Annotated in this window: 12 protein-coding genes; 9 read left to right on the forward strand and 3 right to left on the reverse strand. The window is 74.0% G+C overall.

Features of this window, described 5'->3' with window-relative positions:
* Window positions 1-356: SulP family inorganic anion transporter (locus GPJ59_RS26500; RefSeq protein ID WP_258024949.1), on the reverse strand; the 356-nt coding region annotated here is incomplete at its 3' end.
* Window positions 357-600: 244 nt separating this feature from the next.
* Here GPJ59_RS26500 and GPJ59_RS26505 point away from each other — a divergent pair.
* Window positions 601-1,920 carry a hypothetical protein gene (locus GPJ59_RS26505; RefSeq protein WP_219670218.1) on the forward strand — a complete coding sequence of 440 codons (1,320 nt, stop codon included), beginning with the start codon at window positions 601-603 and terminating at the stop codon, window positions 1,918-1,920.
* Here the strand turns inward: GPJ59_RS26505 and GPJ59_RS26510 are convergent.
* The gene (locus GPJ59_RS26510; protein WP_219670219.1) at window positions 1,865-2,890 is read right to left on the reverse strand and encodes an ATP-binding protein; all 1,026 of its coding nucleotides are present in this window, start codon (window positions 2,888-2,890) and stop codon (window positions 1,865-1,867) included. The genes GPJ59_RS26505 and GPJ59_RS26510 overlap by 56 nt on opposite strands.
* A 102-nt stretch (window positions 2,891-2,992) precedes the next feature.
* On the opposite strand from GPJ59_RS26510, the gene GPJ59_RS26515 reads away from it, so the two are divergent.
* Entirely contained in the window at window positions 2,993-3,835 is an 843-nt protein-coding gene (locus GPJ59_RS26515) for an oxidoreductase (protein ID WP_219670220.1), read from the forward strand.
* Window positions 3,836-4,552: 717 nt separating this feature from the next.
* On the opposite strand, the gene GPJ59_RS26520 is transcribed toward GPJ59_RS26515, so the two are convergent.
* Window positions 4,553-5,425, reverse strand: a complete 873-nt coding sequence (locus GPJ59_RS26520; protein WP_219670221.1) for an HAD family hydrolase — start codon at window positions 5,423-5,425, stop codon at window positions 4,553-4,555.
* Between the two features lie 431 nt (window positions 5,426-5,856).
* Here GPJ59_RS26520 and ssd point away from each other — a divergent pair, with 431 nt between their 5' ends.
* The 7 genes from ssd (at window position 5,857) to GPJ59_RS38935 (ending at window position 11,470) form a co-directional block, all read left to right on the forward strand.
* Window positions 5,857-6,963: a septum site-determining protein Ssd gene (gene ssd, locus GPJ59_RS26525; protein WP_219670222.1), complete on the forward strand. Its 1,107-nt coding sequence runs from the start codon at window positions 5,857-5,859 to the stop codon at window positions 6,961-6,963.
* Window positions 6,960-8,108 carry a TadA family conjugal transfer-associated ATPase gene (locus GPJ59_RS26530; protein WP_219670223.1) on the forward strand — a complete coding sequence of 383 codons (1,149 nt, stop codon included), beginning with the start codon at window positions 6,960-6,962 and terminating at the stop codon, window positions 8,106-8,108. Before ssd ends, GPJ59_RS26530 begins: the two co-directional genes overlap by 4 nt.
* Window positions 8,105-8,998, forward strand: a complete 894-nt coding sequence (locus GPJ59_RS26535) for a type II secretion system F family protein (protein WP_308120497.1) — start codon at window positions 8,105-8,107, stop codon at window positions 8,996-8,998. The genes GPJ59_RS26530 and GPJ59_RS26535 overlap by 4 nt, the downstream gene beginning before the upstream one ends.
* 209 nt (window positions 8,999-9,207) lie before the next feature.
* Window positions 9,208-10,029 carry a type II secretion system F family protein gene (locus GPJ59_RS26540; RefSeq protein ID WP_219670224.1) on the forward strand — a complete coding sequence of 274 codons (822 nt, stop codon included), beginning with the start codon at window positions 9,208-9,210 and terminating at the stop codon, window positions 10,027-10,029.
* 40 nt (window positions 10,030-10,069) lie between these two features.
* Window positions 10,070-10,276 (forward strand): DUF4244 domain-containing protein, encoded by a 207-nt coding sequence (locus GPJ59_RS26545; protein ID WP_219670225.1) that lies wholly within the window; start codon window positions 10,070-10,072, stop codon window positions 10,274-10,276.
* 166 nt (window positions 10,277-10,442) lie between these two features.
* Window positions 10,443-10,790 carry a TadE family type IV pilus minor pilin gene (locus tag GPJ59_RS37825; RefSeq protein ID WP_308120498.1) on the forward strand — a complete coding sequence of 116 codons (348 nt, stop codon included), beginning with the start codon at window positions 10,443-10,445 and terminating at the stop codon, window positions 10,788-10,790.
* Between the two features lie 236 nt (window positions 10,791-11,026).
* Window positions 11,027-11,470 (forward strand): Rv3654c family TadE-like protein, encoded by a 444-nt coding sequence (locus tag GPJ59_RS38935; protein ID WP_374200907.1) that lies wholly within the window; start codon window positions 11,027-11,029, stop codon window positions 11,468-11,470.
* Window positions 11,471-11,587: the final 117 nt, after the last annotated feature.

Below are 11,587 nucleotides of genomic sequence, written 5' to 3' on the forward strand. Positions count from 1 at the left end.
AAAAGAGACGGCCCCCGGGGGGGCCCCCCCACCGGGGGGGCCGGGGCGTGGCGCAGCGGGGGAGGGCGGGGCGGAAAAAGGCCGCCCACCCCCGGGAGGGCGCGGGTGGGGCGCCAGCCGTAGTGCGGGACAACCCCGGGGGTGAGGCGGGGGAGCCGGGCGGCGGCCCCGCTCCCCTGGGGGGGGGCCCCGCCGAGCCGGCCGGCGACGATGCCGCCGGCCGCCGCGGCCACCAGGCCGGCCTGCAGGGGGGCGCCGGTGGCCAGGGCGATGCCGAGTGAGAGCGGCAGGGCGATCAGGAAGACGGCGATGGAGGCGGACAGGTCGGCGGTGAAGCGGGTCGTGCGTGGGGTCATGTCCCGTCTCCTCTGGGCAAGGGATGAAGCGGCGGGAGGCAAGGCAGTCTCAATACTTGGTAAACGAAAGGTAATGGAGAGTAAAGAACCCTGCTTGACATAACGGGCAAATGGGCCACAAGTTAACTCGCCCGAGTGATTAATCATTTTGTCCGGCTTGTCACACCTTTCCCGGGTCGGCCGCGTGGGACGTTTCGCCACGAAGCTGCGCAACCCCCTACGGCCAAAGGAGAGGTGGGCGGACATGACCGCCACGGACACCACCAAGAAGATCGCCGGCGGCCTGGTCGCCACCGCGCTGGTGCTCGCCGCCGCCGGATGCAGCGGCTCGGACGCCGGCCGGCCGGGCTCCGGCGCCCGGAAGGGCGCCGCGGCCCCCGAGGCACCCGGCAGTGTGCTCCGGCTGATCGGGGACGGCTCGACCGCGTACACCGGGCCGCAGCCGAACGTGGTGAAGCCGGAGCGGATGAAGCCCGGTCAGAAGCCCCCGCAGTTCGTGGTCTTCTCCTGGGACGGGGCCGGCGAGGACAGCCAGAAGCTGTTCTCGCACTTCCGCGAGGTCGGCCGGAAGCACCGCGCCCGGATGACGTACTTCCTCAGCGGCGTCTACCTGCTGCCAGAGGAGAAACGTTCCCTCTATACCGCTCCGCAGCACGAGCCGGGCCGCTCCGAGATCGGCTTCGGCGACCTCCAGGGCATCAAGGACACCGTCGAGCAGCTGCGCGGCGCCTGGCTGGAGGGCAACGAGATCGGCACCCACTTCAACGGCCACTTCTGCGGCCCCGACGGCGGCGTCGGCACGTGGTCGGTCGAGGAGTGGCGCAGCGAGATCAGCCAGGCCCGGTCGTTCGTGAAGAACTGGCGGACGAACTCGGGCCTGAAGCAGGCGAAGCCCCTCCCCTTCGACTACGACAAGGAGCTCGTCGGGGCCCGCACCCCCTGCCTCGAAGGCCAGAAGAACTTCATGCTGGCCGCCAAGGACCTGGGCTTCCGCTACGACTCCAGCGGCATCAGCAAGCAGAAGTGGCCCAAGAGGACGGACGGCCTGTGGGACATCCCGCTCCAGCTCGTCCCCATGCCCGGCCGGGCCTTCGACACGCTGAGCATGGACTACAACTACATGGTCAACCAGTCCGGGAGTACCTCCCAGGGCGACCCCTCGCAGCACACCTACTGGGGCAACCAGATGCGCGACGGCCTGCTCCAGGCCTTCGAGCGCGCCTACCGGGGCAACCGCGCCCCGCTGATCATCGGCAACCACTTCGAGTCGTGGAACGGCGGCACGTACATGCGCGCCGTGGAGGAGACGATCAAGACGGTCTGCACCCAGCCCGAGGTCCGCTGCGTGCCGTTCCGCGAACTCGCCGACTGGCTGGACGCCCAGGACCCGAAGGCCCTCGCCTGGCTGCGCACGCTCGACGTCGGTCAGGCGCCGAAGGAGGGCTGGGAGAAGTTCATGACCACCGGCCCGGCCGTCCCGCTGCCCGCTCCCGCGGCGCCCGCGCCGCTCACGCCGGCTGAGGAGTCGGAAGAGGGGTCAGGGGAGTCGGCCGAGGAGGAGTGAGCGGCGGCTGCTCGCCGAGTACGAAGCCGGGGTCGACCTGGGCCGCCAGGTCCGCCCCGGTCTTCGCATTGCCCCAGCTCTCGGCGTTGCGCAGGTGGAAGTGGACCATCTGCTCGGTGTACCGGGCCCAGTCACGGCGGGCGTAGGATCCGTCGGCCGCGTCCCGCAGGGCCTCCCGGGCCTGCCGGGTGCCGTCCTCCAGCAGTGCGAAGGAGGCCGGCCGGCCCTTCTCCATCGCCCGGACCCAGTCCGACTGGCCGACGGTCACCAGGAGGTCCTCGCCGACCTCCGTGCGCAGGAAGTCGACGTCGTCCGGCCCCTGCACCTTGTTCCCGACCACCTTCAGGGCCACGCCGAAGTCCCGTGCGTACTCCTTGTACTGGCGGTAGACGGAGACGCCCTTGCGGGTCGGCTCGGCGACCAGGAAGGTCATGTCGAAACGGGTGAACATGCCGGAGGCGAAGGAGTCGGAGCCCGCCGTCATGTCGACCACGACGTACTCGCCGGGGCCGTCCACCAGGTGGTTCAGGCAGAGTTCCACCGCGCCGACCTTCGAGTGGTAGCAGGCCACGCCCAGGTCGGCCTCGGTGAACGGGCCGGTCGCCATCAGCCGGACGGAGCCGCCGTCCAGCTCCACGGGGCGCGCGCAGGCGGCGTAGACCGGGTTGTCCTCGCCGACGCGCAGCAGCCGGGAGCCGGCGCCGGGCGGGGTGGTCTTGATCATCGTCTCGGCGGAGGCGATCCGGGGGTTGGAGCCCCTCAGGTACTCCTTGATCAGGGGGAGGTGCGCGCCCAGGGCGGGCAGCGCGGCGGCCGCCTCCTCGGTGAGCCCGAGCGCCACTCCCAGGTGCTGGTTGATGTCGGCGTCCACCGCGACGACAGGGGCCCGGCCGGCTGCCAGGTGGCGGACGAAGAGGGAGGACAGCGTGGTCTTGCCGCTGCCCCCTTTTCCTACGAAAGCGATCTTCATGTTCACGTAGGGTAGTGGCATGGATGCGTCGAGTGGTCAAGGTGAGTGAAGAAGACCACTCGAAGGTGGGGCGGGTGCGCAAGGTGCGTAGGCTCCCTACCTATGAGTACGTCAGCGACCACGCCTGCCGGTCCCGCCGATCCGCTGGCCGCGCTGGCCGCGCTTCCGGGCGTGGCCGAGTCCGTGGAATCCGTACGCAAGGCCGTCGACCGCGTCTACGGTCACCGCGTGATGCGCCGCCGCAGCGCGGAGATCACCTCGGAGGCGGCGCTGCGCGGGGCGCGCGGCAGCGCCGCGCTGTCCGGTGCCGACTGGGCGCTGGAGGAGGTACGGCGCCGGACCGACTTCGGCGCGGACGACGAGGCGCGCACCGTGGGCGCCGCGCTGCGGCTGACGGCCGAGGCCGGGCAGTTGCTGAGCATCTGGCGGCAGTCGCCGCTGCGGGTGCTGGCGCGGCTGCACCTGGTCGCGGCGGGCGGAGGCGGCGCCGACGACACCGTGGGCCGGCCGCGGCTGGCGGGCGAGCCGGTGGCCGAGCCGCTGGTCGAGCTGCCGCTGCCGAGCGCCGCGGAGGTGGCGGGCCGGCTGGACGGCCTGTCCCGGCTGATCATCGCGGGCGGTTCGGCCCCCGCACTGGTCACGGCCGCCGTGGTGCACGGCGAGCTGGTGGCGCTGCGGCCGTTCGGCTCGTACAACGGGGTGGTCGCCCGGGCGGCGGAGCGGATCGTCCTGATCAACAGCGGCCTCGACCCCAAGGCGATCTGCCCGGCGGAGGTCGGACACGCGGAGCTGGGGCGGGCGGCCTACCTGGCCGCGCTCGACGGCTACGTCTCCGGGACGCCGGAGGGCATGGCCGCGTGGATCACCCACTGCGGGCGGGCGGTCGAGCTCGGTGTGCGGGAGTCGACGGCGGTGTGCGAGGCGCTGCAGCGCGGAGCTGCCTGAGCTTTTCGGGGCGTTTCCGGGGCGGGGCTGCCCGGGTCTCGGAGCTGAGCCGTCAGGTTCCGGTGCGTGGCCGCCGAGTCCCGGTGCGTGGCCGCTGCGTATCGCGGCGCGTGGCGGGCGCTCGGGAGGGCCGGCCGGGCCGGGAAAAGTCCCCGGACATGGGTTGCGGCGACACCGTACTGCTCATGGTGTCGCCGCTGGCATTTACGCCCAGTTACCAAGCGTCCTCGATACTTGCCCATCAGGTCGGGGACTTTGCCCGTCACCTGGTGCGGCTGGCCCGTAATCGACGGGTCGACGTCGCGTGGGTGCCAAGCGCTCATGCTCCGGTCCGTGGGGCCTTGCTGCGTTCTTAAGTAAATCCTCTCGGATGTCCTTGGTCTCGCGGGCCGTTGATTCATTTGTACCGCGCCGAGGGGGTAAGTGGAACCCCTTGCCGCAGTTCTTTACTTTCCGGGGCGGGTCAGGGCGAATCGGACAGCTTGCGTCGGCGCAGGTCAGCCGGGGTGCCGGGAGGGGCGGCGCGGGTGCGGCGACGGTCGGTGAGAGCCCGCCGGGGTGTCCGGCGAGGGCTTGGCGGGGTCCCGGCGGGGGCGTCCGGCGAGGGCGTGGCGGGGTCCCGGCGGAGGTGTCCGGCGCGGGCTTGGCGGAGGCCCGCCGGGGTGTCCGGCGAGGTCCCGGCGGGGGCTCGGGTGGAGCACCCGCCAGGCCCGTACGTCAGGCCGATGCGGCCGCGAGTGCGTGCGCCCGGCGGCGGCTCGCGTACCAGACCAGGCCCGCGGTGGCCGCTGCCGCGCCGACCGCGGCCGCCGCGACCAGTGCCGGCCGCGTCGGCATCGACAGCCCGGGCAGGCGCTGCTTGAGCCGGACCGGGCGGTTGAAGACCAGCACCGGCCAGGCGCGCGCGTAGGCCTCCTTGCGCAGCGCGCGGTCCGGGTTGACCGCGTGCGGGTGGCCCACGGCCTCCAGCATCGGCAGGTCGGTCGCCGAGTCGCTGTACGCGTAGCAGCGCGCGAGGTCGTACCCCTCGGACTCGGCCAGCTGGCGTACCGCCTCGGCCTTGGTGGGTCCGTAGGCGTAGTAGTCGATCTCGCCCGTGAAGCAGCCGTCCTCGCCGACCACCATGCGGGTCGCGACGACCCGGTCGGCGCCGAGCATCTCGCCGATCGGCTCGACGACCTCCGCGCCGGAGGTGGAGACGATCACCACGTCGCGGCCGGCCGTGTGGTGCTCCTCGATGAGCGAGGCGGCCTCGTCGTAGATGATCGGGTCGATGAGGTCGTGCAGGGCCTCGGCGACGATCTCGCGTACCTGCTGGACGTTCCACCCCTTGCACAGGGCGGACAGGTACTCCCGCATCCGCTCCATCTGGTCGTGGTCGGCGCCGCCGGCCAGGAAGATGAACTGGATGTACGCGGTCCGCAGCACGGCCCGCCGGTTGATGAGGCCGCCCCGGTAGAAGGACTTGCTGAACGTCAGTGTGCTCGACTTCGCAATGACCGTCTTGTCCAGGTCGAAGAAGGCTGCGGTGCGAGGCAAGGAGTGCGGCAAGGACTGGTTTTCCACGAGGCGAGCATATGCGCCCACCATTCGGCGTAAGGTGGGGCGCGTGGGTTTGCCTGAGAGGCCTCTCGGGTACACCATGGAAGTCACGGATCGTTCGCGACCGTGCTAACCCGGTCCGACTCCTCCCCCCCCGAGTCGGCCGTGGGGACGACCCCCGCTCTCCCCCCCGGCGGGGGTCGTCGCATGTCCGGACGCGGTTTCGGTCGTCCGGCCCCTCGATCCTTCCTCTTGTGGCGCCTCGTACGGCGTCGCCCCTCATCACGCCGAACTCGTCACGGTGCGTAGTGGTTCCGCCGCGCTCCGAAACTCACCTGTTGGGGTGAGCGGGTTATTCACATGGCACTTCTTGTCCACAGTTTTGGACCAAGATCCACATGATTTCCGGGATGCCTGCACGGTGATTCCGACCGCGAAGTCCGCGGTTGTGGATTTGCTGTGAGAAGGGGGCGGAGATCGTGGCTGGATCGCAGTCGTGTGAAGTGCTGGAGCGCGTCGTGCCCGGTGGCGGCAGGCCGTTGATCATCACGGAGGACCCGGCGCTGCTCGACGACCTGTTGCGGCTGTGCGCCGCCGCGGGGGCCGAGGCGCATGTGCAGCATGCGGTGCCGGAGCAAAGCGGATGGGAATCGGCCACGTTGGTGCTCGTGGGCGACGACGCCGCGCGGCGGGTGCGCGGGGCGCCCCGCCGGGACGGCGTCTTCCTCGTCGGCCGCGGACCGGCCGAGCCGGCCGTGTGGCAGCGGGCGGTCGAGCTCGGGGCCGAGGAGGTGCTGCGGCTGCCCGAGGCCGAGGCGGAGCTCGTCGACCGCATCGCCGACGTGGTGGAGGGGGCCGGGCGGCCCGCGCTCGCCGTCGGGGTGATCGGCGGCAGCGGCGGCGCCGGAGCCTCCACCCTGGCCTGTGCGCTCGCCCTGCGGGCGGCCCGTTCGGGGCAGCGGACGATCCTCATCGACGGCGACCCGCTGGGCGGCGGGCTGGACGTCATGCTGGGCGGGGAGAGCGCCGAGGGCCTGCGCTGGCCGGACTTCGCCCGCTCGCGCGGCCGGGTCGCCGCCGGGGCCCTGGCGGACTCCCTGCCCGAGCTGCACGCCCTGCGCGTGCTCAGCTGGGACCGCGGGGACCGGGTGGTGGTGCCGCCCGCCGCGACGCGGTCGGTGATGGCCGCCGCCCGCCGGCGCGGCGGGGTCCTCGTGGTCGACCTGCCCCGCCGGGTCGACGAGGCGGTGGCCGAGGTGCTCGCGCAGCTGGACCTGGTCCTGCTCGTGGTGCCGGGCGAGCTGCGCTCGGTCGCCGCGGCGGCCCGGGTGTCGGCCGGGGTGCGGATGCACGCCCGTGACGTACGGGCCGTGGTGCGCGGCAGGTGCCCGGCCGGGCTCGACGCCGAGGCGGTGGCCGGCCTGCTGCGGGTGCCGCTGGCCGGTGAGGTGCCGATGGAGGTGGGGCTGCCCGGACGGGTGGCCGAGGGCGAGCCGCCGGGCGCGCAGGCGCGCGGCGCACTGGCCCGGTTCTGCGACGGGTTCTGGCAGCAGGCGCTCGCCGCCGGTCAGGCGGTGACGGCATGAGTACGGGACTGCTCGACGCCGTGCGCCAGCGGCTCGCCGAGAGCGGCGCCGAGCCGACCCCGGCCCGGGTGGCGGCGGCCCTGCGCGCCCAGGGCCGGGGGCTGGGGGACGCGGAAGTGCTGGGCGTGGTCGCCGAGTTACGGTCCGAGCTCGTGGGCGCGGGCCCGCTGGAGCCGCTGCTCGCCGATCCGGAGGTCACCGACGTGCTGGTCGCCGCGCCCGACCGGGTGTGGGTGGACCGGGGCGGCGGACTGGAGCTGACCCGGGTGGCCTTCACCGACGCCGAGGCGGTGCGCCGGCTCGCGCAGCGACTGGCGGCGGTGGCCGGGCGGCGGCTGGACGACGCCCGGCCCTGGGTGGACGCCCGGCTGCCGGACGGGACCCGGCTGCACGCGGTGCTGCCGCCGGTGGCGGTCGGCTCGGCCTGTCTGTCGCTGCGGGTGGTGCGGCCGCGGGCGTTCACGCTGGACGAGCTGGTCGCGGCCGGGACCCTGCCGCCCGGCGGGCAGCGGGTGCTGCGGGCGGGCATGGCGGCCCGGCGGTCGTTCGTGGTCTCGGGCGGCACGGGCACCGGCAAGACCACCCTGCTCAGCGCCCTGCTGGGACTGGTGGGGCCGGGCGAGCGGATCGTGCTGGCCGAGGACTCCGCCGAGCTGCGGCCCGACCACCCGCACGTGGTGCGCCTGGAGACCCGGCCGGCGAACCAGGAGGGCGCCGGGCTGGTGACCCTGGCCGATCTGGTCCGGCAGGCACTGCGGATGCGGCCGGACCGGCTGGTGGTGGGCGAGGTGCGGGGCGCCGAGGTGGCGGACCTGCTGGCCGCGCTCAACACCGGGCACGAGGGCGGCTGCGGGACGGTCCATGCCAATGCGGCCGTCCACGTACCGGCCCGGCTGGAGGCGCTCGGTACGGCCGCGGGACTCGACCGGGCCGCCCTGCACAGCCAGTTGGCCGCCGCCCTGGACCTGGTGATCCATCTGGTGCGGGACCGGGCCGGGCGGCGGCGGGTGGCCGAGATCCACGTGCTGGAGCGGGACCCGGCCGGCCTGGTGGTCACGGTCCCGGCGCTGCGCTGGGGCGAGCGGGGCTTCGTCCGGGAGCGGGGCTGGGAAGGCCTGCGACCCCTGCTGGGAGGTGCGCGGTGAGCGCGGCGGCGGGGTGGGCCGGGCAGCTGCCCCTCTTCACGGCCGCCCTGTGCGGCGGCGCGGCCGCCTGGCTGCTGGCAGGCGGCGACCGGGTGTCCCGGCGGGCCCGGGTGGTGCTGGCCGGGGGTGTCGTGGTGCCGCCGCCGGGCGGTCCCGTGCCCTGGCAGCGGCTGGCGGCCGCGGTGCGGCTGCGCGCGGCACGCCGGCGGGAGTGGGTGTGCGTCCCGGCGGGACTGGTGCTCGCGCTGCTCGCCGGATCGGTGATCCCGCTGGTGGCGGGCTCCCTCGCGGTGCCGGTGGTACGCCGCTGGCTGCGTGCCCGGGAGCGGACGCGGTCCCGGGCCGCGCGGGCGGCGGAGGTGCTCGCCCTGTGCGGGGCGGTGGCCGGGGAACTGAGGGCGGGGGCGCAGCCGGGGCAGGCGCTCACCTCGGCGATACGGCGGACGGTCGCGGGTCCGGGCGGACCGGGCCCGGCGGAGGCCGGGGTGCTGGCCGCGGCGGCGTTCGGCGGGGACGTGCCCGGGGCGCTGCGGATGGCCGCCCGCGAACCGGGTGCGGAGGGGCTGGCCGGGATGGCCGCGTGCTGGCGGGTGTCGGTGGACGGAGGAGGGGGGCTGGCCGCGGGGCTGGAGCGGCTGGAAGGGGCCCTGCGTGCGGAGCGGGACCGGGAGGAGTCGCTGCGGGCCCAGCTGGCCGGGGCCCGGTCCACGGCGGTGGTGCTCGCGGTGCTGCCGGTCGTGGGACTCCTGATCGGGACGGCCCTGGGCGCCGATCCGCTGCGGGTGCTGCTGCACACCCCGCTCGGGCTGGGCTGCCTGGCGGTGGGCGGGGTGCTGGAGGCGCTGGGGCTGCTGTGGTGCCTTCGGATCGTGCGAGGGGGTGAGCGGTGATGGACGGCCTGATGCAGGTGGTGGGACCTGTGGTGCTGGCGGGGCCTGCGGTGTGCGCCGGGTCGGCGGCGTGGGGCGGTCCCGACGTGTGGGGCGGTCTCGCAGCGTGGGGCGGGTCGGCGGCGTGTGTCGGGTCGGCGGTGCCGGCAGGTCTTGCGGTGCCGGCAGGTCCGGCGATGGCGGCAGGTCTTGCGGTGACGGGTCCTGTGATGGCCGCAGGTCCTGCGTCGGCGGGAGGTCCGGCGACGGCGGGCGGACCGGTCGTCCACAGGCTGGGGACGGCGCTGGGGGTGGTGGCGCTGGCGCTGTGCCTCGGTGCCGGGGCGGCGGCCCGGCTGCGGGAGCGGGCGGTCCGCAGAAGGCTCGCCGCCCTCCTCGTCCGCGAACCGGTCCGCCGCGGGCCCCGGCCCGGACCGCGGTTTCGGGCGGCGGTCATGGCCTGGGCGGCGCCGGCGGGTGCGCTGGCCGCGGGCTGGGTGCTGGTCGGCGGGGTGCTGGGCGTGCTGGTCGGCGCCGCGGCCGGGCTCGGCGTCCATCACCTGCGGCGCCGGGTGCGGGCGCCCGATCCCGGGTTGCCCGATCCGGCGGAGGCGGAGCGCCAACTCCCCTTCGCAGCCGACCTGGTGGCTGCCTGCCTGGCCGCCGGCGCCGGCCCCGTGGAGGCCGCGGAGGTGGTCGGCGAGTCGCTGGGCGGCCCCGTGGGGGAGCGGCTGGTGCTGGCCGGTGCGGAGCTGCGGCTCGGCGGCGAACCGGGCGCCGCGTGGGGGAGGTTGGCGCAGATACCGGGCGCCCGGGCACTCGCCGAGTGCCTGGACCGGGCCGCGCGGACCGGCGCGCCGGTCGCGGAGCCGGTCTCCCGGCTCGCGACGGGCCTGCGGGAGGACCGGGCCCGGCGGTCCGCCGCCCGGGCCCAGCGTGCGGCAGTGCTCGTCACGGCGCCGGTCGGACTGTGTTTCCTGCCTGCATTTCTGGCCGTGGGTGTCGCTCCGGTGGTGATCGGAATGGCCTCCTCGCTGCTCGGCGGAAGCTGAGAGCACATCAAAAATCCGAAAAGACAAGGAGTGTGTCGTCATGAAGATCTTCTTTCTCGTCCGAGGCCGGATCGTGGAAGTCCTGGGCGGTCGGCGGGCCGATGCCGGGATGTCCACGTCGGAATACGCCATGGGCACGATCGCGGCCTGTGCATTCGCGGCCGTTCTGTACAAGGTGGTGACGAGTGACGTGGTCTCCACGGCGTTGCAGTCGACCATCGGAAAGGCGCTCGATGTGCCGTTCTGAGGGCTCAGGGGGAAAGGGCGACCGGCGCGACCGGGATGACCGAGGTGATTCGAGCGATCGGAGCGATCGGAGTGACGGGAGGGATCGGAGTGACCGAAGCGATCAGAGTGACGGGAGGGATCGGGGTGACCGGAGCGATCGAGTGGATCGAGGTGATCGGGGATATGTGACCGCGGAGGCGGCGATGGTGATCCCGGCACTGGTGCTCTTCGCAGCGCTGCTGGTGTGGGCGCTGATGGCGGCCGCCGCGCAGATCCGGTGCGTGGACGCGGCGCGGGCCGGTGCCCGGGCGGCGGCCCGGTCCGAACCGAGGGGCACGGTGCTGGCGGCCGCCCGCTCGGCGGCACCCGAGGGAGCCCAGGTGGACGTGGTGCGCGAGGGCGACCTGTGGCGCGTCCGAGTGGCCGCCGCGACGCCGGGCCCCCAAGCCTTCCAGGTCCGCCTGGGTGCCCAGGCCGTAGCCCTGGCCGAGGCCCCCGCAGAGCCACCTCCGACCTCGGGACCGCCGCCATGATCACCGACCGGGACAGGGGCACCCTTCCGGCCCGCCGGGCCCCGGAGGGCCGGAAGCCTGGCCGCCACTTGGGCCTGGCGGGGCTGAGGCGGAGTTTGCGTCGGGGCTTGGAGGAACTGGGCCGGGTCCTGGACCGGGTGCGGAGCCGTGTCGGCCGGAGGCCGGGGTGGCGCCGCGGCGGCGCCCGGGGCTCGCCGGGGCGTGAGCGGGGGTCTGCCACGGTGTGGGCGGCGCTGGTGACCACGGTGCTGGGCGCGGTCTTCGGCGGGGTGCTCCTGCTGGGCCAGGCCGTGGTCGCCCGGCATCGGGCGGCTGCCGCCGCCGATCTCTCCGCGCTTGCCGCCGCGACGAGCTGGAGCCGCGGGCCGCAGGCCGCCTGTGCGGCGGCGGCGCGGGTGGCCCGCGCCCAGGGTGCGGCCGTGACCGCCTGCGAGCTGACCGGGGAGGTCGCCGAGGTCACCGCCCGCGCGGCGGACGGGACCTTCACCCCCGGAATCCGGGCCCGCGCCGCCCCACCCCCGGAGCCGCCACTACCCCCGGAGCAGTCACCGCCCCGGGAGCAGCCACTATCCCCGGAGCAGCCGCCACCCCCGGCGGAGGCGCAGGCACCGGTCGGGCTCGGTGATCCCGAGCCCGGCGGGTTGGCGCCGGCCAAGCCACTGTCTTTTATACACAATTGAAGCCGGCGAAGGACATCCGCCGGTGATGTTAACCTACTGCATGCACTGACATATAAGAAGAAATGACAGCATTAAGAGAATGTGTAAAGTGAATCTACGGTACATAGAGTTATCCTA

This window comes from Streptomyces bambusae (genome assembly GCF_019400985.1).
Classification (GTDB): Bacteria; Actinomycetota; Actinomycetes; order Streptomycetales; family Streptomycetaceae; genus Streptomyces; species Streptomyces bambusae_A.

Coding starts and splice junctions, on each gene's coding strand:
- GPJ59_RS26505 (WP_219670218.1), top strand. CDS start 601: ATGACCGCCACGGACACCACCAAGAAGATCGCCGGCGGCCTGGTCGCC.
- GPJ59_RS26510 (WP_219670219.1), bottom strand. CDS start 2,890: ATGAAGATCGCTTTCGTAGGAAAAGGGGGCAGCGGCAAGACCACGCTG.
- GPJ59_RS26515 (WP_219670220.1), top strand. CDS start 2,993: ATGAGTACGTCAGCGACCACGCCTGCCGGTCCCGCCGATCCGCTGGCC.
- GPJ59_RS26520 (WP_219670221.1), bottom strand. CDS start 5,425: ATGGTGGGCGCATATGCTCGCCTCGTGGAAAACCAGTCCTTGCCGCAC.
- GPJ59_RS26530 (WP_219670223.1), top strand. CDS start 6,960: ATGAGTACGGGACTGCTCGACGCCGTGCGCCAGCGGCTCGCCGAGAGC.
- GPJ59_RS26540 (WP_219670224.1), top strand. CDS start 9,208: ATGGCCGCAGGTCCTGCGTCGGCGGGAGGTCCGGCGACGGCGGGCGGA.
- GPJ59_RS26545 (WP_219670225.1), top strand. CDS start 10,070: ATGAAGATCTTCTTTCTCGTCCGAGGCCGGATCGTGGAAGTCCTGGGC.